Below are 20371 nucleotides of genomic sequence, written 5' to 3'. Positions count from 1 at the left end.
CAACGTTCTACGATTGCCCGTACGGCGATCGAGGAGCGGGACAGGGGTGGCGATGCATCCGGCGAAGCTGAGGTACCTGCGGCGGTGGTACTTCGCGGCGCTGCTCGGGGCGCTGGCGTTGTTGCTGGTGGTCCGGTTCTTCGTGGTCGGCGAGGTCACCCCCGGAACGGGGTCGCCGCTGCGCAGCGTCTCGGCGCAGGTGCTGGAGTCGTTGATCGCCGCGACGGTGGCGGGGGCGTTCATCGCGGTGCTGCTGGTGTGGTTGTTGCCCGCCGACGACCGGGTGCCTGAGTCCGATGTCGTGCAGGCCCGCGAGATCGAGCCGCTGATCCGGGCCGAGGCGGCGGCGGCCAGGGAGTGGCGGGTCCGGGCCCGGACCGCGTCCTACTTCCGGTCGCGCACCTTGCCGTGGCTGGCCGAGGCGACGGTGGCGCGCAACGTGTCGATCACCGTGCGCGCGCAGTTGATGGACCCCAACGACGAGCGGCTGCTGCACACCTACATCCGCTACCTCAACACCCGCGAGGGCGCCGCCCGCAAGTGGGACGTCGATCGGGTCCGGCACGAGATCCTGGCCACTGTGCTGTCGGTGTACGCGTGGCGGGAGGCGTTCCCCCGGCTCGACATCGAGATCGGGCTGAGCCCGACGTTCTGGATCATGAGCCTGGACATGTCGCAGCGGGTGGCGGTGGTGACCGGCCAGTACAAGGGGCACCCGGCGCTGGGGCACCGCGACGGGACGGCCTTCTACAACGCCCACCGGGACGAGTTCGACGCGGGCATGGCCGGGTGCCGCGTGCTCGACCCGGCTGTGCGCGCGCCCAAGCCGGAGGACCTGGACACCGAGTCGGTCAAGGCGACGTTGACCGCGCTCGGGCTCGACCACTCGGGGATCACCGAGGAGGGTTTCGCGACCATCGGGCAGTACATCCGCCGCCCGGAGCACCGGTACGAGTGAGGGGGAGCGATGAGCGATCTGCTGGCCTTCCCGGACGACCCGTTGTGGACCGAGGCGCACGGACGGGTGCACAGCGCTCTGCGGCCGTACTTGGGCCGGTCGACGCTGGAGTGCGCGGTCGAGCTGACCGGTCTGGTCGGTGGCGTGGTGTTCACGGACGCGGTGCGCGATGTCGTCGCGGGCACGGTGGCCGACGAACGGCTGCTGGCGGTGTGCGCGGACCGGTCGCAGTGGCACCCCCTGGGGTTCGTCAAGGTGCTGGTGATGTCGAACGCCGCGTTCCAGATCCGGATGAACTACTGGCCGAGCCCGGTCGGTGAACGGGAGGACGTGCACGACCACCGGTTCGACTTCGTCTCCACCGTCGTGCACGGCGCCTTGGTCGCCGAACAGTACGAACTGGCCGCTGACGGTGAGCTGTTCGACCGCTATACCGATCGCCTGCCCGGCTCCGCGGAGGAGCCGTACCTGCTCGACCGCGTCGACCAGGCCCACGTCCGCAAGGCCACCGCGCTTCGGGTGCACCGAGGTGGGGCTTACGCGACCAGCGGGCGGGTGCTGCACCGGGTGATCCCGATCGGCGCGCCGGTGGTGACGCTGTTCGTGAAGTTCGCCTGCTACCGGGCCGACACGACTGTGCTCATCACGCCGGGCGCCGCCATCGGTGCCAGGCAACCCCGTCGCTACACGCGGTCCGACGAGGCGCGAGATCTGCTGGGTCAGGTTCTCGCGCTCTGGGAACTCTGAGCACCGAGAAGCTTCAGTTTCCTGTGGTAACTTGGCGTGACCTGAGGAGGTGCGCCGTGTTGCTGGATGCCAGTCTGCCCGCGCAGTTGGGGCTCGCGGGGGTTGTGGTGGAGGCGCCGTGGTGGACCAATCGGGCGTTGTTGACGGGGGTGGGGCGGGCGGCGGTGCGGGCGGTGCACGAGGAGAACATCGCCGCTGGGGTGGATGTGGTGACGGCGGCTACTTTTCGTTGTGCGGAAGCCGATCTGCTGGAGTTGGGGCTCGCACCGGGGTCGGGGACGGCGTGGATGGTGCACGCGGCTGTGGGGGTGGCCAAGGCGGCGGCGGGGAACGCGGTGACGGTGGCCGGGTCGGTGGGGCCCGGGGATCCGGCGGGGCACGGGTGGTTGGTGACCGAGCTGGTCCGATGTGGAGTGGACGTCGTCCTCGCCGAGTCGATGCCGTCGGTGTCCGAGGCGGAGGCGGTGCTCGACCACGCTGTCGCGGCCGGGGCGACGGCCTGGGTGAGCTTCCAGTGCGGACCGAACGCGGCACTGCCCTCCGGTGAGTCCGTTGTGGACGGTGTCGTGTCCGCCTGGGAGCGCGGCGCGGCGATGGCGTTGCTCAACTGCGCGCCACCGGAGCGGATCGAGGACGCCCTCCAAGCCGTGCGCCGCCACTACGAAGGCCCCCTGGGTGCCTACCCCGACGCCACCGGGGAGGGGTTGACCGATCTCCTCGCCCGGTGGCGCATGGACTACGACCTCGCCGTGGTCGGTGGCTGCTGCGGCACCACCACCGCCGACCTCAGGGCTCCAGCCACACGTTCGTGAGGTCCCCGTTGAGCACCGGGTAGGGCTCCCAGCCGCGCACCCTGGGGGAGTGGAACCAGTACTGGTGCGCGAACAGCACCGGCACCACCGCCATGTCCCGCAGCACCTCCGCCTCCACCGCCCGGTACGCCGCGTTGGCCGTGTCGCGGTCGAGCGCGTCGCGCCCCTCGGCGAGCAGCCGGTCGACCCGAGGACTGGCGTAGAACCCGAGGTTCCAACTGCCCTCCGGTCTGCTCTCGAACAACGGCTGCAGGTACGTGCGCGCGTTGTCGCCGTGCCAGTCCGGTTCCCACCCCGTGAACGCCAGGTCCCAGTCCCCGCGCACCGCCGGTTCGGGCGAGGCGAAGTACGTGGCGAACAGGTCGGTGATCGACACCGGCACCGGCTCCACCCGGATCCCCGCACGCGCCAACGAGATACCGATCTCGTGCACCGACTCCGGGTGGATGTCGCGGTCGCGGTGCAGCAGCCGCAGCGTCAGCCCGTCGGGGTACCCGGCCTCCGCCAGCAGCGCCCGCGCCGAGTCAGGGTCGCCGGTCGGTGACCCGGGTGGAACCGGCTCGACCGGGGTGTGCGCCGAGCACAACGGGGGCAGCACCCGCCACGCCAGCTCGCTCAACCGGGGCCCGCCCCACACCCGCGACACCGCCTCGCGGTCCAACGCCACCGACACCGCGCGCCGCACCTCGACCTTGCTCGTGGCCAGGTCCTCGTTGGGGCTCACCATGTTCACCGCCAGGTACGGGCTCAGCAGCCCCGCCGGGTGGACCTCCAGGCGCGGGTCGCCGAACAGCCGCGGCAGCTCGGCGGTCATCGGCTGGATGTCCCACAGCATGTCGACCTCGCCGGTGTCGACCAACCGGAACGCCTCGGCCTCGTCGACGCCCATCCGCACCGACACCTCGTCGAGGTGCGCGGCCCGCACCGGGTCGGTCGCAGGGTCCCACGCCGGGTTGCGGCCCAGCACCAACTGCTTGCCCGGCACGTACTCGCGGACCGCGTACGGCCCGGTGGAGCGCAACCGGCGGATGATGTCGTCGCTGCCGGGCAGGAACCCCGAGTACTCGATCGGCGCCGGGCTCGCGGCGGGCAGCGCGAGGATGTTGAGGAAGTCCACCGAGTGCCCCAGGGTCCGCAGCACCAGCGTGTCGGTGCCCATCACCTCGATGCCGTCGAGGGTGCGGCACTCGATCGCCGTGCTGACCTCCGTCGGGTCCAGCGCGGCCAGCTCGTCGCGCAGCCGCGCCAGGCCCCGGATCGTGCGGGCGAAGTAGGTCAACGACGGGCTCGGCGCGTCCGGGTGGGCCAGCCGCTTGATGCCGCGCGCGAGGTCGGCGGCGGTCACCGGGCGGTGGTCGTCCCACCGCACCCCCGGCCGGATCGTGAACACGTACTCCTGGCCCGTCGCGTCCAGGCGGCCGTTGGACCTGGTCGGCAGCTCGGTCGCCATGTCGGCCACCACCTCGCCCGCCGCGCGCTGGTCACGCCCGGCGCGGTAGGTGACCAGTTGGCGGGTGTAGGCGCGCAGGACGCCGCGCGTCGCGGTGTGCACGGACAACGCCGGGTCGAGGTTGTCGGCGTCACCGGCGCCGACCAGGGTGAGCGTGCCGCCAGGGCGCATGCGGGGGAGTCCTCTCGGGGCGATCAGCGCCGGGTGCCGAACAGGCCCCGGTTGAGCACGGGTTTGGCGGTCTCCTGGAAGTCGACGTCCGGGTCCAGGTCGCGGATGGTGCCCTCGATGACCAGCAGCGACAGCAGCGGGAAGATCAGCTCCGGGGCGGCGTGCACCCCGTGGCGGCGCTGCAGGTCGAACATCTCGGTGGCGAACCCGATGAGGCTGAACTCCCGCGCCGGGAGCCCGTGCACCCGCACCACCAGCTCCGCCATCCTGGTCAGGAACCCGGGCAGGTCGGCGTCGGGGCGCTGCCCGGCGGAGCTGTCCACGACGATCTCGGCGCACCGGTCGCCGCGCCCGACGGCCATGTTGAGGAAGAACTCGGCGAACAGCACCCGCAGCCGCTCGGTGAGCTGCACGCTGAACCCGGCGTCGAGGACCACGACCTCGCCGCCCCGGGTGAAGTACAGGTTGCCCGGGTGCAGGTCGCAGTGGACGAACCCGTCGACGAAGAGCATGTGGTAGATCGCGGTCAGCGCGGACTGGGCGAAGCGGCGCCGCAACGCGACCGGGCAGCGCTGGGCGGTGCGCAGGTCCAGGTTCGGGATGAACTCCATCGCCACGCAGTCGGGCCGCGTCAGCTCCGGGTACACCTGGGGGACCCAGATCCGGGGCACGGCGCTGAGGTCGCGGCGCAGCCGGGTCAGGTTCGCGGCCTCACGGGGGAAGTCGAGCTGGGCCAGCACGGCGGCGCACATCGCGTCGACCACGTCGGTCACCGGGACCCCGCGCAGCACCGGCAGCCGCGCGGCCAGACCGGCGCCCCACCGCATGATCCGCAGGTCCGCCGCCAGGATCGACGAGATCTCCGGGCGCAGCACCTTCAGTGCCACCCCGCGGCCATCGGCGTCGGTAGCGCGGTAGACGCAGGCGACGCTACCGCCCGCGATGGGCTCGTAGTCGATGACGGGAAACAGCTCGGTCAGTCGTGGCCCATAGATGTCGCGCAAGACCTCACGGCTGCGCGCGGAGTCCAACGGCGGCACGGAGTCCTGCAGCACCTCCAGCTCCGCGCACAACGCGGGCGTGAGGATGTCGCGGCGCGTCCCCAGCACCTGTCCCGCCTTGACGAACGCGGGCCCTAGCGCCACCAGCAGCCGACCGACCTGTCGATACAGGTGGGCCAACCCCCTCTCTCGACCCTGGACCGCCACTCTTATGCCAGCCGGGGCGAGCATCACGACAGTGGTGACCATGACTCTCACCGCACGCAGGACCTCACGCATCAGCGCCACTCCCCACGCTAGGACCGCTGGAAACCCGGTAGTTCCACCGCGCGCAGTTGCAGCGTGGCCTGGTCGCAGTACCAGATGAGGCTGCCGTCCCAGGTCAACCCGGACGGCTTGCCCCACACCCGAACCGACACCTGCTCGCGGCGGGTCGCGGTGTCGACCACCGTGAGCATCGAGCCGCCGTGGTCGGAGTACACGAGGTACCCGTCGGACACCGTCACCCCCGCCGGTGGGCGCCGCACCGCGACGCAGTCGATCAGGTGGAAGTCCGAGGAGTCCCGCAGGTCCAGCACCTTGAGGTCCGCGTACCCCAGCCACAGCCCGTCGCGGCACGCCTCCAGGCCGGTCAGCGTGTGCCCGGGGCGCGGGTTGGCGAACTCGGCGACCACCGCCCCGGTCTCCGGCGACAGCATCCGCAGGTCGCGCCGCTCACCCACCACCTGGACCAGGTAGCCGTCCATCGTGGTCAGGTCCGCGCGGATGTCGTCGCAGGCGATCTCCCGCGACCGCGCCCCGGTCACCGCGTCGACCGCGGTGATCTGCCCGGTGAACGACTCCGAGTACCACAGGAACTCCCCGGACCAGGTCACCCCGCACAGCTCCAACGCCTGCACCGGCAGGTCCCGCACGATCCCGGCCAGGATGGTCACGACGGCTCCCGCCTGCTGATCCCGCACTCCAGCCGCCAGTCCGTCGCCACCCGCACACCCTCGGGCAGCACCACCCGCGCCCGCACCGCGTCGCCCTCGGCCACCGGGGTGTGGCGCACCGGCCAGATCCACACCCCCCAGTTGCAGCCCGGGTACGACGGGAAGTTCGACAGCGACACCCCCGGCGCCAGGTTCGCCGTGAACGACCCCATCACCGCGTGCAACGTCCCCGGCCGGGTGATCCGCAACGTCCGCGGCGCCGTCGACACACCCTGCTCCGTCGCGCCCAACACGCTGTCGCCGATCGGCACCGCCGCGCTCAACCGCACCGGCGGCCGCTGGAAGAAGTGCAGGTGCGCGGCCGGTTCGGCGTACTGCTGCACCACGTCGAGCCGGTAGCCCAACGCGTCGGACCCCCAGATGCCCCAGCCCTCGTCGTCGAACTCGATGGCGGTCAACGTCGTGGTCAGCCGCTGCGGCACCACCCGCCCACCCGGCACCAGCACTCGCTTGGCCACCGCCGCGACGATCTCCGGCATCTCCTCCTCCGGGCCGATGTTGCCCATCAGCTCCGCCACCAGCACGTCGGCCTTGCGCGGCAGGTCCACCGTGCGCGCGTCACCCTGGATCACGGTGAGCTTGCCGGACAGGCCGTTGTCGTCGGCGATCCGCGCCGCCACCGCGGCCGTCACCGGATCACCCTCGATGGCGTAGACGTGCGCGGCGCCGTGGCGCAACGCCATCATCCCCAGCACCAGCAACCCGGCGCCCACGTCGACCACCACGTCACCCGGGCGCACCGCCCACGCCAACGCGTCGTCGTAGGCGCGCACCCGGGTGCGGTCGGCGAGCATCGCCTGGTGCATCACCAGCGACCGTGTGTCCATCCCAGCTCCAGACGCGCCAGGACCTCGCCCCGGCGCGGCGGCCGGGGCGAGGTCGGGGGTGAGCGGTGGCTCAGACGTTCACCGCGGCGTGCTCACCGACGATGGACTCCCGCATGACCAGCGACAACCCGGTGATCCGGGCCTTCTCCACGTCACCGGTGGTGACCAGCGGCGCGCCCTGCCCGGACAGCGCCAGGTTCGTGCCTTGCGGGTCCAGGTCGCGCAGGCTGCCCGACAGGTGCACCGGGTTGGTCGAGTACAGCACCTCCGACGGCGTCACCAGGTCGAACTCGGCGTCGAAGTGCAACTCCGCCGGGAACCGCACCCGCGACAACGCGTCCTCGGTGCCCTCGCCCAGGCTGCCGCCCGAGGGCTTGGGCCAACTCGCCCGCAGCATGATCCGACCACCGAGCTCCGGGCACTCGCCGACCAGCGCCACCCTGGCCAGCTGCGCCAGCACCCCGACACCCTCGTCGTGCTTCTCCGGGCCGAACAGCAGGATCTCCAGGCCCGCCGCCAACCCGTGGTTGCCCGACAGGTCCACCCGCACCGTGCGGCCCCCCACCTCCAGGGTGAGCGTCGCCTCGGTGGAGGTCTGGATGATCATCGACGGGTCCACCAGCATCGACATGCACGCCGCCGGGCTGTCGGCGAAGAACACCGTCGGGGTGATCCCGATCGACTCGTTGTCGTCGGTCGAGGGGTACCACGCCTCCGGCAGCGTCGTCCCGCGCACCACGTTCGGTGCCTGCACCAGCTCGATCGGCTGGTCGCCGCGCGGCACACCCAGGTACCCGCCGGTCAACGGCTTCTTGAACGGCGGGATCGCGTCCACCACGCCGTAGATGTCGATGACGTTGCGGTGCACCAACCGCAGCGTGCTGGTCTCCAGGATGCCGAAGCGCTGGATGTGGAACTCCGCCGGGAAGTTCTTGCCCGGCGAGATCTGCCGCACGTGCCCGGTGTTGGGCAGCAGCGGGTTCGACAGGATCTGGATGCGGTCGTTGAGCTCGTAGCTGAAGCCCTTGATGCCGACCTCCGGCGCGCTGATCAGCTCGGTGTCGAACACCGCCCGCCCGCGCTCGTCCACCCGGTGCTCGAACCCGGGCATCGGCCACTTGTTCATCTGCACGAAGCCGGAGAGGTTGATCGTCTCCCGCTTGCCGTTGTAGTAGTCGTCGCCGTAGACGATGGTGGCGGCGGCCAGGATGTGCGGCCGGATCGGCTTCGGTGCGAGGTTGAGCGACTCGTAGGTTTCCCGTGCCACGGTTGGCCTCCAGTGCGGGGCAGGACTTGGGTGAGTACCGGTGAGCTGGCTGCGCCTGGGTGAGCCGGGGAGCGGTCGATCCGCTCGAGACTGGCTCCAGTCCAAGACGCTATATATTTCCGAAGTAAGAGTCAACGCCCCCAATGGGTGCTTGCCTCCCGGGGCGCTTGGAGGTCCGCGGACTGCGCCTTGGTGGCGGTGTGGGACAGGCGCCCGCTTGCTTGGCGGTGCCGGGGCGCGGCTGCGACGGCTGTTGGTGAGCGGCGCGGCGTCAGGGCTTTGCTGAGCGGCGCCGTTCGCTTGCGGACGGCATGGGTGGGCCGGCGCCGGGCGCGGGAGTTGTCCACAAGGGTCCGAGCTGTCCACAAGCCACGGCGAACCCTCTTGACAGCGGCCGGAAAGCGGTAGGCTGAGTGTGGGTGGCCCCCGGGTGGGTGGGGGTCTGCCGTCGGCCGGGGTGGACGCGGCGAGCGCGGTGGAGGTGGTGGGGGCCCGCCCGGGTTTGGCGTCGCGTGGCTGCGGTTCGCGTTGCGGACGATCAACGGCAGGCACGCCTCGGCGTGCACAACGAGCCTCGGTTGACCGGCACGCCGCCCGTGTCTGGGCGCAGCCGGAAGTTCGCGGTTGGGCATCCGCCAGTGGCCCGGCGAGGGCCCGGCAACCCGTCGAGGTACTGGCGTGGGACCGCGAGTTAGGCGGGCACCAGGGAGACGGCGGCTTCGGCGGCGTCCAGGAGCGGGGTGCAGGCGGCGGGGGTGGGGGCGGTGACGGCGACCATGGCGTAGCGGCCCCAGACGTGGCCTTCGGGGGGTGGGGCGAGGGTGGTGCCGGGGTCGGCGAGGGGGCGGGCCAGGAGGGCGCCGCGGGGGAGGGCTGTGGGGTTGATGCGGATCTCGCCGACCGTGGTGGGGGCTGGGGGGTAGAGGAAGCGGATGGCGGTGACCGTGTTGTGGGTGGGGGTGAGGGTCGGGGGGCGGCCGCAGGCGATGGCTGCGGCGATGCGGCCCGCGTCGATGCCGGTGGATTCCATGCCCAGGTAGGGGACCAGGTCGCCGCCGAGGCGGCAATTGACCTCGATGACCGACCAGCCGCGCGGGGTCAGCCGCAGTTCCGTGTGGGTCATGCCGGAGTCGAAGCCGAGCGCGTCGTGGGCGGCCGAGAGGACCGCGCGTAGTTCCGGGTCGGTGAACAGCGGGTCGGCGCCGTCGACGAGGTGGCCGGTCTCCTCGAAGTACGGGGCGAACCCGCTGGTCTTGCGGGCCAGGAACAGCGGTGTCGTCGCGCCGTCGACCACCGCGGAGTCCACGCTGAACTCCGGGCCGGACGCGTACTCCTCCACCAGGACACCGAGTTCGTAGTACCGGGCCTGGTCGACGTGCTGCGCGCGGGTGTGCTCGTAGGCGGCGGGCAGGTCCTCGGCGCGGTCGACCTTGGTGACCCCCATGCTCGCCCCCAGCGCCCGGGGTTTGAGGACGACCGGGTAGCCGATGTCGGCGGCGGCCGCGGTGGCGTCGGCGAGGGAGGACACCGCGACCGAGCGGGGTTGCGGGACCCCGGCGGCGGCCAGGGCGGCGCGGGTGCGGTGCTTGTCGCGGCAGCGGTCGATGACGTCCGGCGCGACCCCCGGCAGCCCCAGGTACTGGGCGACCGCGGCGGTGTTGGCCATCTTCAGCTCGTCCCAGCACAGGATCCCGTCGACGGTGCGGCCGTCGGCGACCCGCGTGGCCGCCGCCATCAGCTCGGCCCCGTCGCGGATGTCGACCGCCGTGCCGCCCACCACGTACGGGGCCTCCCAGCTGACCGGTTCGTGGTCGAGCAGCCACACGTCGGTGGTGGCCGCGATCGACCGCAGCAGGTAGCCCCGGTGCGGCTCGTAGCCGATGCCCACCAGGATCATCAGCGGCCGCTCACCCACGCCGCGCCCCAGCGCCCTCGTCGAACACCAGACAACTCCTCCCGGGTGACCGCCAGCCCCGTCGACTATATAAACCCGAAGTGAGGTTGGGAAGCTCAGTCGAGGCCGAGCATCCGGATGCAGCGCAGCGCCGCGCCGGGGTCGCCGGACACGCGCACCGCGCCGCTGGCGATCACCTCGGCCGGGCTGGTCATCCTGGCCCCCACCCGGATGAACGTCTCGGCGTCGCACGCCACGGTCAGGTCCGGCTCGGTGGCCGCGCCCCTGGTGAAGCGCACCCGCCCCTCCCGCACGGCGATGGTGAAGTCCTGGTCGTCGACCCGGAACTGGTAGGTGTCGTCGACCTCGGGCACCGCGTCGCGCCGCACCATCGACTGCACCGCGAGGAACCCCCACTCGGCCCTGGTCGTGCCGCCCCGGTCGTCCTCGCTGAGGAACCCCAGGCCCCACTTGGCCAACCCCAGCAGCGGTTGCCGCAACTGCTCGCCCAGCTCGGTCAGCTGGTAGCGCAGCGCGCGGCCCTCACCGGGGATCGCGATCTGCTCGACCACCCCGTGCGCGCCCAGGGTGCGCAGCCGGTCGGAGAGCAGGTTCGGGCCGATGCCGGGCATGTTCTCCAGCAGCGCGGTGAACCGGGCCGGGCCGATCAGCAGCTCGCGGATCACCAGCAGCGTCCAGCGCTCGCCGACCACGCCCAACCCCACCGCCAGACCGCAGTCGCGCCGGGTGTCCTGCCTGATGGCCATGAGCCCCTCGTCCGGATCGCTGGTCGCCCGCGCGGAGGAACGCGGATGTCGCCGCCAGGGTGTAGTTTTCCCAGAGCTTATAAGGCGTTCGGCACCCGCGTCGAGGCGGTGCGCGCCGATTCGACCGGTATACACCGACAACCCTCGCCGATGACCACCCTGATGGAGGACGCGGATGACCGTCGCGGCGCTGCGCGCGGAAAAACACGAGGAATGGCGGCTCTCGGCGGTGGGCTGGGTGCGGTACCGGGCGAACTTCGCCGACGCCGCGGTGCCCAGTGCCCGCCGGATGGTGGAGCTGTCCGGGGCGCGACCGGGGCAGCGCGCGCTGGATCTGGCTTGCGGCGTCGGGGTTCCGGCGCACCAACTGGCCCAGGCGGTCGGTCCGACCGGGTACGTGCTCGGGGTGGACATCGCCGAGGACATGGTCGCCGGTGCGCGCGCGTGGGCAGCGGCCGCCGGACTGGACACAGTGGACTTCAGGACCGTCCCGAGTGAGCACGAACTGGGCGTTGAGCCGCGCAGTTTCGATATCGGCACGTGCCGGGCGGGATTGCAGTACATGGTCGAGCCGGGTGCCGCGCTGCGTGCGATGAAGGCCGCGTTGCGCCCGGGGGGCCGAATGGTCGCGATGACCGTCGGGTCCCCGCAGCGGTGCACCTCGTTGCGGATCCTGGAAGAGGTGGTGGCCCGGCACATCACCATGCCGACGCTGATCCCCGAACCGGACAAGGGCGTGCCCGGCACCGTGGCGCTGTCGGACCCGGCGGACCTGGAGGCGCTCTACCGCGACGCCGGGTTCACCGACGTGCGCACCGAGATCGCCGACCACCCGATCGTGGGAGCGGAGTCCGCCGAGGAGTACTGGGACGTCTGCGAGCAGAGCGCCGGACCGTTCATCCTGCTGCTGCGCTCCATCGGCGCCGACCTGCGCGCCGCCATCCGCGCTGACGCCATCGCCACGCTGCGCGCGGAGTTCGACGGCGGACCGGTCGTGATGACCGGGGAAACGCTGATCACCGTCGGGACGAGCTGAGCGGTCCCCGGTGGACTCGCCGCGCGGTGGGTCCACCGGGGAGTGCGGCGCTCAGTCCAGGTCCCCGACCATCAGGTTCCCGACCGCGTTCGGGTCGTCGCTGAGGTAGAACTCGCGGATCGCCGAGGCGTACTCGTCGCGGTGCACCTCGCCGTCGTGGTCGGCGTCGAGCGCGTCGAACATCCGGCGGGTCTCCTGCTCGCTGATCCCCGAGCGGCTCTGCGCGGCGATCATCTCCTGCACGCTGAGCCTGCCGCTGCCGTCCTTGTCGGCCAGGTCGAACACGGCCAGCGCGAACGGCAGCGCCACCTTGTCCACGAACTCCGGGCGCTCCATCGCCTGGTTCCACTCGGTCTTGCTGACGGTGCCGTCGGCGTCGGCGTCGGTGGCCGAGGTGATGTCCTGCCAGAGCTGCTCGGCCAGCCGGTCGATCCGGATCGCCTCCTCGGTGGCCTCGGCGACCGCGAAGGTCTCCCGCCAGATCTTGGCCATCGCGGTGATGTCGTTGCGCTGGAGCACCCCGTCGCGGTCGACGTCGAAGCGCTCGAACGCCTTCTCGTACTTGCGCTGCTGCAGTTGGGTCGCCATCGGTGTCCCTCTCCCTGTTTCGTCCTGCCAGTGCCACCCCGGACCTCGCCCGGGGTCCCCGCCTGATCCGCCCCCGACCCGGTTCCCGGCCGGGGGCGGGGGTTTGCCGCTAGTCCGGGCGCACGCCGAAGAACCACGCGCCGGGGGAGTCCGGGTCTGCGGAGGTGAAGGCGTCGCGCACGACCGCGACGAACTCCCCCCGGTCGATCCGCCCGTCCCCATCGACGTCGATCTTGGTGAACGCCTCGACCGCGATCTCCCTGGTCAGCCCGGAGGCCAGGTAGACCGCGACGTACTCGTCGGTGCTGATCGCGTCGTCGCCGTCGGCGTCGAGCACCCGGAACACCGTGTCGGCGATCGGGCCGACGGTCGCGGCGAAGAACGCGTCGTCGTCGACCAGCCGGTCGCGCATGATCGTGGCGCACTCGTCGGTGGGGATCGCGGACCCGTCGGCGTGCGCCTGGGTGCCGCCGTGCGCGACCAGGTGGTCCCACCAGGCGTCGAGCGCGGTGTGGATCGTCGTCCAGTGCGGCGACCCGGCGGGCAGCCGCAGCGCGCCGCAGGTGCTCTCCGCGTGCGCGGCGAAGTCGGCGGCGGTCAGGTAGCCGTCGCCGCCGACGTCGAAGATCTCCAGCATCGCCTCGATGTTGCGCTGCTTCTGGCTGGTCACGTGCGCGCCTCCGCGGGGATGAGTGGCCTGGCCTGCGACAGGTGGGCCGGGGTGGTGCCGCAGCAGCCGCCGAGCACGTCGGCGCCGTGCTCGGTGTGCCAGCGGGCCAGCAGCGCGCCGAACTCGCCCGCGGGCAGCGCGGCGGGCAGGTGCCGGTCCACGGGGCCGTCGGTGCCGGTGCGGTCCTCGATGTTGGGGTACGCGCCGACCGGGCCCGCGCACGCGCGGCGCAGCACCGGCAGGCAGGTCTCGGTGTCGGCGGGGGTGCTGCAGTTGACCAGCACCGCGGTGGCGCCCGCGCGCTCGACCTCGTGCGCGGCGTCGGCCAGCGGTTCCCCGGACAGCAGCCGGGCGCCGTCGCGGCAGGCGAACGACACCCAGGCGCGGACCCCGGCGGCGAGCGCGGCGGCCAACGCTATCCTGGCCTCGCGCAGCGTGTTCATGGTCTCCACCAGCACCAAGTCGACCCCGGCGCGGACCAGGGCGGCGGCGAGCCTGCCGTGTTCGGCGTGCAGCACCTCGTCCGGTGGGATCAGGTCGGGGCGGTAGCAGTCGGCAACCGGGGCCAGCGACCCGGCGATCAGCGCGGTGCTGGCGGTGTCGGCGCGCGCGGCCCTGGCCAGGCCGACGGCGGTGTCGACCACCGTGGCCTGGTCGGTGCCCAGTCCGCGTAGCGTCCGGTCGTGGCAGCGGAAGGTGTTGGCGGTGATGACGTCGGCACCGGCGCGCAGGTGCGCGGCGTGGATGCCGCGCAGCACCCGCTGCTCCGCCGGGGCGAGCAGCGCCTTGGTCGTCCACCACGGCGCGCACACCGCGATCCCGGCCCGTTGCAGCTCGGTGGCGACCGCCCCGTCCAGCAGGACGGGGTCCGCTCGGGTGCCGGGTGCGCTCACGTCAGCGCCGGGCCCGGATGATCCGGGTGCGGCTGGGCAGCTGGATGGTGCCGTCGGGGGCGCGCAGGTCGGCGACCGAGTCGGCGATCGCGGCCCAGGTCCCGGGGTCGTCGGCGCTGCCGTAGCGCTTCTCGATCATGGTGAGCAGCCCCGGCGGCGAGCAGACCCGGTAGAACTCGACGTACTCGCTGGTGTCGGTCAGCCAGAACGGGGCGGTGAAGTCGGTGATGGCGATGTCGGTGAACCCGGCGGCGCGCAGCTCCAGCTCGGTCTGCTCCTGGTCGGCCATGCTGTACGGGTTCGGCTCGTCCGGTGGCGGGGTGGGCAGGTCGAGCCGTTGGGCCAGCACCCGGAACCCGCGCGAGACCATCGGCGCGTCGGCGGGCTCGCCCCACACGGACGCGGCCAGGGTGCCGCCCGGCCGCAGGACCGAGGCCACGGCGCGGAACGCGGCGATGTGGTCGACGGCGAACATCAACCCCCACCGGCTCAGCACCGCGTCGTACCCGGCCTCGGGCAGGTCCAGGGTCTCCACGTCGCCTTGGCGGACCTCGACCGGCGCGGCGGTGTCGTCGAGCTTGGCAGCGCGGTCGGCGGCGATGGCGACCATGTCCTCGGCGAGGTCGATCGCGGTGACGTGCCCGGTGGGGCCGACCACGGCGGCCGCCGTCAGCGCGGGTTCGCCGGTGCCGGTGCCGATGTCGAGCACCCGCTGCCCGGGGCCCAGCCCGGCGAGCGCGATGAGGTGTCTGCTGACCGGGGCCGCGCCGCGCTCGAACTTGTCCCGCCAGGACAGCCAACCGCCGCTCATGGCGTTCCAGTTGGCCCGTTGGGTGGCCTTGAACCTGGCCGGTTCGAACCCGGTGGTGGTCACCAGTTCGCTCCGCTCCTGTGTCGACGCTGATCGGGAATCGGGCACTCGGTCTCGGGGAAATCCGTCGTCCGCGCCGTGGAAATGGTGAACTGCCCCCGTCACGGTGGTTCGCCGCTGGTCCCCGACCTGCCGGAAATGATGTTACTCCGGCGGCGAAAGCCCGCAAGTCACCAGATCCAGCGCGCTATTTACCCGATCAGCGCACAGCGCTGCTACCCACGGTGGGCGCGGGCGGGTCGGGTTCGGCCAACCACAGGTTCGACAGGTCGAACCAGCGGTCCACCGTGGGCATCGCGACGGCGTCGCGGACCCGGGCGCCGCGCAGGTGCGGGATCGTCGGCGCGTGGACCAGGACCGGCACGATCGCCGCGTCGCGCATGATCGCGTGGTCCACCTCGTGCCACGCGGCGCCCGCCTCGTCGGGGTCGGTGAGCGAGAGCGCGTGGTCGATCATCCGGTCCACGTCGGGGTTGCTGTAGCAGCCGTAGTTCCCGGTGCCGTGCACGGCGTTGGTCTGGAACATCGGTTGCAGGAACGCGCGGCCGTTGTCGCCGAACCAGTCCGGTGTCCACGCCGCGACGGCGATGTCCCAGGTCCCGGCGCGGGCGTTGGCCGGGTTCTGCAGGTGCGGGTAGTGCTCGGCGTGGCCGAAGCCGACCAGCCGCAGCGTGATGCCGATCCGGGCGAGGTCCTGCTCGAGCTGTTGGGCGACCTCGGGGTTGGCGTCCATGTCGCGGTGCACCACGGTCAGCTCCAGGCCGTCCCCGTAGCCCGCCTCGACCAGCAGCCGCCTGGCCCGTTCGGGATCGCCCTCGTCGTTGGGGGTGGGGTAGAGGTCGTAGTCGCGGTAGCCGTAGTTGCCCGGTGGGATGGCGGTGTGCGCGGTCCACATGACGGTGCCCGCGGCGAGCTCGTCGAAGATCTTGATCATGGCGGTCTTGTTGACCGCGAACGCGATCGCCTGGCGCACCCCGAGCTTGGTGACCGCGCCGCCTGCGTTCGGGCTGACCATGTTGAACGCCAGGTACGGGTTGACCGCGTAGCCGAGGTTGTCGGCCGGGTCGTCGGGGTTGAGGTCGTAGGGCTCGGTCACCGGCGACGCCCACGACAGGTCGGCCTCGCCGGAGCGGATCTTGCGGCCCACGTCGGCCGGGGTCGCGGCCCGGTCCATGGTCACGTGCACCCCGTCCAGGTGCTGGCAGCGCACCGGGTCCGCGGCCTTGGTCCAACTGCGGTTGGGCTCCAGGTGCAGCATCTCGCCGTGCACGTACTCGGTGAGCCGGTAGGGCCCGCACGAGCGCACCCCGCGTCGGAACTCGTCGCTGTCGGGCAGGTACTGGTCGTACTCAACCGGCGCCGGGGAGGTGAACGCCGTCGCCAGGATGTGGATGAAGTCGGTGGCCGGGCGCAGCAACCGGAAACGCAGCGTGCGGTCGTCGAGCGCGCGCAACCCGGCGATCTCGTGCGCGTTCTGGAAATCGGCGAGATCGACCGGGGTGGGATTGTCGGCGGGCACCGCGGCGGTGTACGCGGCGCAGTATTCCTGCATTCCGACGATGGTGCTGGTGAAATAGTGGATCGCGCCGCTGCGCAACACCGGGTTGCACATCCGCTTGAAGCCGCGCACGAAATCCGGGGCCGTCACCGCCCGTTCCGGCGTGGTGTCCCAGCGGACCCCCTCGCGCAAGGTGACGGTGTAGGTGAGCCGGTCGGCGCTGATGCCGCCGTTGTCGACCGTGGGGATCTCGGTGGCAACGTCCGCGACCGGGTTGAGGTCGCGCCAGTCCCGCAGCCCCTTGATCGGCGGGTACGCGAACAGCTGCCGGGTGAACAACCGGATGATCTGCCCGGAGAGCATGAAGAACGAGCTGGCCGGGTCGACGTGGTCCATGCTGCCGGGGCCGTAGAGCCGCAGCACACCGCCACGGCGGGGGGACTCGCTCATCGGCTGACCTCGCTGACGTGCCGGGGGGACGGGAGGCGGTCCGGGACCTCGGCGGCGGTCGCGGTGAGGTCGACCAGCCCGCCGAGTGCGTCGAGCACCGGCAGGTCGGCGGCCGGACCGGGGGGCGCGCGGAACGACAACGGGACCACGATCGCCTCGGCGAGGGCGTGCAGCTCCGCCGACCGCAGCGCCGAGATCGAGCCGGTCGGGTCGTCCAACGACGCCAACGCGACGTCGATCAGCTCGTCCACCCACGAGTCGCCCGCGCCGGTCGCCGAGTGCCGGGAGTGGCACAGCGGCAGCAGGAACGCCCTGGCGTTGTCGCGGCCCCAGTCGGGGAACCAGCTGTCGAGCAGGATGTCCCAGTCCCGCACCGCCCCGGTCACCGCGGTGTGGACCTGCGCGGGCGCCAGCGGCCGCAACTGGATCGTCAGGCCGACGGTGATCAGGTCCGCCGCCACCGCCAACGCCGTGGTGCGCGCGTGCGGGGTGTCGGCGTGCGCGAGGGTCAGCGTCAACGCCGCCGGGAGCGCCCCGTGCGTCTCGGTCGGCGCGATCGGCTGATGGCCGACGTTGCCCGGCGGGATGATCGAGTGCGCCGTGCGCGTCAGTGCCCCCGCGATCGCGAGCCGTGCCGTGTGCTCACCCAGCGGCCCACTCGGGTCGAGCACCAGGTAGTCCAATCCGAGCAGACTCGACGTGGGCTCACCCTCGACAGTCAGGTCTAGGTGCGGGGCGTGCTCGTCAGGGCCGACGGTGAACACCGAGGCAGGCCTACCGCGCACGAGATCGGACTCCGGCCGCCACGCCGGGTTGGCCTCGAACCGCAGCAGCCCCTCCGAACCCGCCACCGGCCGGTAGGGCCCCGTCGACCGCAGCGCGCGCCGCGCGTCGGGGCTGTCGGGGAGGAACGCGTCGTACTCCACCGGCGCGGGCGAGGCGCACGGCAGCGCCAGCACGTCGATGACGTCCACCGCCGGGCTGCTCACCTCCACCACCAGCGTCTGCTCGTCCAGCGCGAACACCCCGGCGATGTCGTGGGTGCCCGCGTGCTCGGCCAACTCCGCCGCGGTCCGCAGCGACGCCGGGTGCCCGTCGCGGTACTCGGCCATGCCCCGGATCGTGCTGAGGAAGTACGGCAGCGCCGTCGACCGGTGGAACGGCGTGCACAGCCGCTTGAGGCCCCGCACCACGTCCGCCGCCGTCACCCGCCGGGGCGGGCTGGTGTCCCAGTACGCGTCCGGCCGCACGTGCACCACGTACGAGGTGCCGCGCGCGCCCAGGCCCGCGTTGTAGATCGAGGGGATCGCCGTCGCCAGGTCCGGCACCGGCGCCGCCGACTGCCAACTGCCCGCGACGGCGTCACCGCGGTAGGTGAACAGCTGCCGGGCGTGCAGCCTGGTCAGCGCGGCCAGGGGATGGCGGTGGGCGGCGACCGGCTCGGGCAGGTCGACACCCGCCCGCACGCGAAACTCCTGCACAGGACTCCTCACGACATCCGCTCGGCGAGCTGACCCATGACCGCCACCGCCCGGTCGATCTCGGCGTGGTCGTTGAACAGGTGCGTGCACAACCGCGCCGCGTAGTGCTGGTGCGGCGACCCCTCGACGTCGAACTCCGTCCAGCGGGTCCAGATCCGGTGCTCGGACTCCAACCGCGACACGAACTCCGCGACCTTCTTCACGTTCCACGCGTCCGCCGCGTCCCGGAACGGGTGGAACGCGATCAACGGCGACCGCAACCGCTGGTCGGTGCCGGGGGAGTACATCGCCCCGGTGCCGAACCGCTCGGCGATCGCCGCCCGCGCGTGCTCGGCCAACTCGAACACCCGCCGCTCGATGCGGTCGCGCCCGATCTCGTCCCACAGCTCGCACGCCCGCGCCAGCGCCGCGCCCCTGGCGATGCTCGCGCTGCCCGCGCTCTGCAGGAAGTCACCGATGTTGCAGCTCTCCACCGACGTCGTCGTGCGCGGCGGCGGCATGCCCTGCATCGGGTACCAGGTCGAGATGATCGGCCAGAACGTCGGCAGCGGCACCGGGTTGTGCTCCGGGTGGACCTTGTTGCGCACGTACAGCAACCCGGTGCCCAGCGGCCCGCACTGGAACTTCGACCCCGAGCACGAGATGAAGTCCGCGCCGAGCGCCCGGAAGTCGCAGTCGAGCATCCCGGCCATCAGCGCGCCGTCGATGACCGTGGTCAGCCCGTGCCGGTGCGCCAGCTCGCACAGCGCCCGGATCGGCAGCATCGTGCCGGTGAACAGGGTGATCCCGGCGAACGCCAACACCTTCGTGCGCGGGGTGATCGCCTCGGCGAAGCGGGCCACGATGTCCTCGGCGCGCACGTCGAACCCGGTGGGCAGGGTGATCGTGGAGACCACCACGCCGTGCCGGTGCCGCAGCAGGTTCAGGTTCGACAGCACCGAGTAGCACTCGTGGCTGGTGGTGATCACCTCGTCGCCCGCGCGCAGGTCGAGGCCGTGGATCACCCTGGCCATGCCCTCGGTGGCGTTGTGCGTGATCACCAGCTCGTCCTGGTCGACCCCGTAGGCCTTCGCGATCGTCGCCCGGTGCTCCGGGTAGAGCCCCGGCGGGTACACGTCGAGCAGCCCACCGGTCCACTCCCTGGTCACCCGGTCGACCACGTCGAGCACCTCGTGCGGCACCGCCCCCACCGTCCCGGTGTTGAGGTGCGTCGCGTCCGGGTCGAGCGCGAACAACGACCTGATCTCCGACCACGACCGGGTCCGCAGACCCGCCTCCATCACATCCACTTCGGCCGTGTCCCCTTCCTGCTCGGTCACCCGACGATGTCGTTGAGGTCCAGCGCGCAGATCCGCTTGCCGGGGAAATCGCAGTACCACACCAGGGACCCGTCCCAGGTCATCCCGGTCGGGTTCCCGTCCACCACAAGGGAACCCAGCTCGGCGCCGGTCACCGGGTCGGTCGCGCGCAGGCGGCGCTCGACGTAGTCGCCGTGCACGACGACACCGTCGGCGTAGGTCAACCCCGACGGTTCCCCGCCGCCCACGGGGTGCTCCACGAGCACGGCCATGGTGGCGTAGTCGCGCAACTGCAGCACGGTGGGATTGCGCAGCACCATCCAGATCCCGTCCGGACCGTGCTCGACGCCGGTCAACCGGCCGCTGGCCGGGGGGACCTCCCGCCGCTCCACCTGGGCACCGGTCTCGCGGTCGATCAGCACCAGCCGCTTGGGCCGGAAACCTACCTGGCCCAACAGGTTCCCGTCGAACGCGAGGTCCGCGCGCACCGACGGGCACCGCAGCGTCCGCACCACGGACCCGTCCACCGGGTCCAGCGCGTACACCTCGCCCGCCGGTTGGTCCGAGTGCCACAGGTGCGTGCCGTCCCAGGTGAGCCCGCACGGGTAGTCCCCGGGGATCGGGAGGGTACGGCGGATGGCCGCGCTCGTCACTGCCGACCTCCCGCGTCACCGGGCACGATTACTTCAGGAACATA

19 protein-coding genes are annotated in these 20371 nt (G+C 71.8%); 4 read left to right on the top strand and 15 right to left on the bottom strand.

Features of this window, described 5'->3' with window-relative positions; genetic code table 11:
• The first annotated feature begins 46 nt into the window (after window positions 1–46).
• Genes LV79_RS17015 through LV79_RS17005 form a run of 3 tightly spaced genes read left to right on the top strand, consistent with a single transcriptional unit; the run spans window position 47 to window position 2517 of the window.
• Complete coding sequence (locus LV79_RS17015) at window positions 47–958, top strand: hypothetical protein (protein ID WP_253837851.1); 912 nt, start codon at window positions 47–49, stop codon at window positions 956–958.
• A 9-nt stretch (window positions 959–967) separates the two neighbouring features.
• Window positions 968–1705, top strand: coding sequence for a hypothetical protein (locus LV79_RS17010; RefSeq protein WP_253837849.1), 738 nt, complete (start codon window positions 968–970; stop codon window positions 1703–1705).
• Between the two features lie 56 nt (window positions 1706–1761).
• Window positions 1762–2517, top strand: a complete 756-nt coding sequence (locus tag LV79_RS17005) for a homocysteine S-methyltransferase family protein (RefSeq protein WP_253837846.1) — start codon at window positions 1762–1764, stop codon at window positions 2515–2517.
• On the opposite strand, the gene LV79_RS17000 is transcribed toward LV79_RS17005, so the two are convergent.
• The 7 genes from LV79_RS17000 to LV79_RS16970 all read right to left on the bottom strand — a co-directional run bounded on the left by LV79_RS17000 (window position 2492) and on the right by LV79_RS16970 (window position 10889).
• Window positions 2492–4138, bottom strand: coding sequence for an ABC transporter substrate-binding protein (locus LV79_RS17000; RefSeq protein ID WP_253837844.1), 1647 nt, complete (start codon window positions 4136–4138; stop codon window positions 2492–2494). The genes LV79_RS17005 and LV79_RS17000 overlap by 26 nt on opposite strands.
• Before the next feature lie 23 nt (window positions 4139–4161).
• Window positions 4162–5418, bottom strand: a complete 1257-nt coding sequence (locus LV79_RS16995) for an ABC1 kinase family protein (protein ID WP_253837842.1) — start codon at window positions 5416–5418, stop codon at window positions 4162–4164.
• Between the two features lie 17 nt (window positions 5419–5435).
• Window positions 5436–6074 (bottom strand): NHL repeat-containing protein, encoded by a 639-nt coding sequence (locus tag LV79_RS16990; RefSeq protein ID WP_253837840.1) that lies wholly within the window; start codon window positions 6072–6074, stop codon window positions 5436–5438.
• The gene (locus LV79_RS16985) at window positions 6071–6961 is read right to left on the bottom strand and encodes a class I SAM-dependent methyltransferase (protein WP_253837838.1); all 891 of its coding nucleotides are present in this window, start codon (window positions 6959–6961) and stop codon (window positions 6071–6073) included. Before LV79_RS16985 ends, LV79_RS16990 begins: the two co-directional genes overlap by 4 nt.
• Window positions 6962–7031: 70 nt before the next feature.
• A complete protein-coding gene (locus LV79_RS16980) occupies window positions 7032–8228 on the bottom strand; it encodes a DUF6004 family protein (protein WP_253837836.1) in 1197 nt (398 codons plus the stop codon).
• A 691-nt stretch (window positions 8229–8919) separates the two neighbouring features.
• Entirely contained in the window at window positions 8920–10143 is a 1224-nt protein-coding gene (locus LV79_RS16975; protein ID WP_253837834.1) for an ATP-grasp domain-containing protein, read from the bottom strand.
• A 95-nt stretch (window positions 10144–10238) separates the two neighbouring features.
• The gene (locus LV79_RS16970; protein ID WP_253837832.1) at window positions 10239–10889 is read right to left on the bottom strand and encodes a winged helix-turn-helix transcriptional regulator; all 651 of its coding nucleotides are present in this window, start codon (window positions 10887–10889) and stop codon (window positions 10239–10241) included.
• A 175-nt stretch (window positions 10890–11064) separates the two neighbouring features.
• Between LV79_RS16970 and LV79_RS16965 the strand changes: the two genes are divergently transcribed.
• Window positions 11065–11925, top strand: a complete 861-nt coding sequence (locus tag LV79_RS16965; protein ID WP_253837830.1) for a class I SAM-dependent methyltransferase — start codon at window positions 11065–11067, stop codon at window positions 11923–11925.
• Window positions 11926–11976: 51 nt separating this feature from the next.
• Here LV79_RS16965 and LV79_RS16960 read toward each other — a convergent pair whose 3' ends face one another.
• From LV79_RS16960 to LV79_RS16925, 8 genes are all read right to left on the bottom strand, one after another.
• Window positions 11977–12513, bottom strand: coding sequence for an EF-hand domain-containing protein (locus LV79_RS16960; RefSeq protein WP_253837828.1), 537 nt, complete (start codon window positions 12511–12513; stop codon window positions 11977–11979).
• Window positions 12514–12622: 109 nt separating this feature from the next.
• Window positions 12623–13183, bottom strand: coding sequence for an EF-hand domain-containing protein (locus tag LV79_RS34520; protein WP_253837827.1), 561 nt, complete (start codon window positions 13181–13183; stop codon window positions 12623–12625).
• Window positions 13180–14076 carry a homocysteine S-methyltransferase family protein gene (locus tag LV79_RS16950; RefSeq protein WP_253837826.1) on the bottom strand — a complete coding sequence of 299 codons (897 nt, stop codon included), beginning with the start codon at window positions 14074–14076 and terminating at the stop codon, window positions 13180–13182. The genes LV79_RS34520 and LV79_RS16950 overlap by 4 nt, the downstream gene beginning before the upstream one ends.
• A 1-nt stretch (window position 14077) precedes the next feature.
• Window positions 14078–14950: a class I SAM-dependent methyltransferase gene (locus tag LV79_RS16945; RefSeq protein ID WP_253837825.1), complete on the bottom strand. Its 873-nt coding sequence runs from the start codon at window positions 14948–14950 to the stop codon at window positions 14078–14080.
• Window positions 14951–15146: 196 nt separating this feature from the next.
• Window positions 15147–16895, bottom strand: coding sequence for an ABC transporter substrate-binding protein (locus tag LV79_RS16940; protein WP_253837824.1), 1749 nt, complete (start codon window positions 16893–16895; stop codon window positions 15147–15149).
• Complete coding sequence (locus tag LV79_RS16935) at window positions 16892–18361, bottom strand: ABC transporter substrate-binding protein (RefSeq protein WP_253837818.1); 1470 nt, start codon at window positions 18359–18361, stop codon at window positions 16892–16894. Before LV79_RS16935 ends, LV79_RS16940 begins: the two co-directional genes overlap by 4 nt.
• A gap of 23 nt (window positions 18362–18384) precedes the next feature.
• On the bottom strand, window positions 18385–19695 hold the full coding sequence (locus LV79_RS16930; RefSeq protein ID WP_253837815.1) for an aminotransferase class V-fold PLP-dependent enzyme: 1311 nt from the start codon (window positions 19693–19695) through the stop codon (window positions 18385–18387).
• Complete coding sequence (locus LV79_RS16925; RefSeq protein ID WP_253837813.1) at window positions 19692–20327, bottom strand: NHL repeat-containing protein; 636 nt, start codon at window positions 20325–20327, stop codon at window positions 19692–19694. The genes LV79_RS16930 and LV79_RS16925 overlap by 4 nt, the downstream gene beginning before the upstream one ends.
• Window positions 20328–20371: the final 44 nt, after the last annotated feature.

Source organism: Actinokineospora globicatena, from assembly GCF_024171945.1.
Classification (GTDB): domain Bacteria; phylum Actinomycetota; class Actinomycetes; order Mycobacteriales; family Pseudonocardiaceae; genus Actinokineospora; species Actinokineospora globicatena.
Note: the sequence above shows the minus strand (reverse complement) of the source record. Positions and strands in the feature narration are given on the sequence as shown.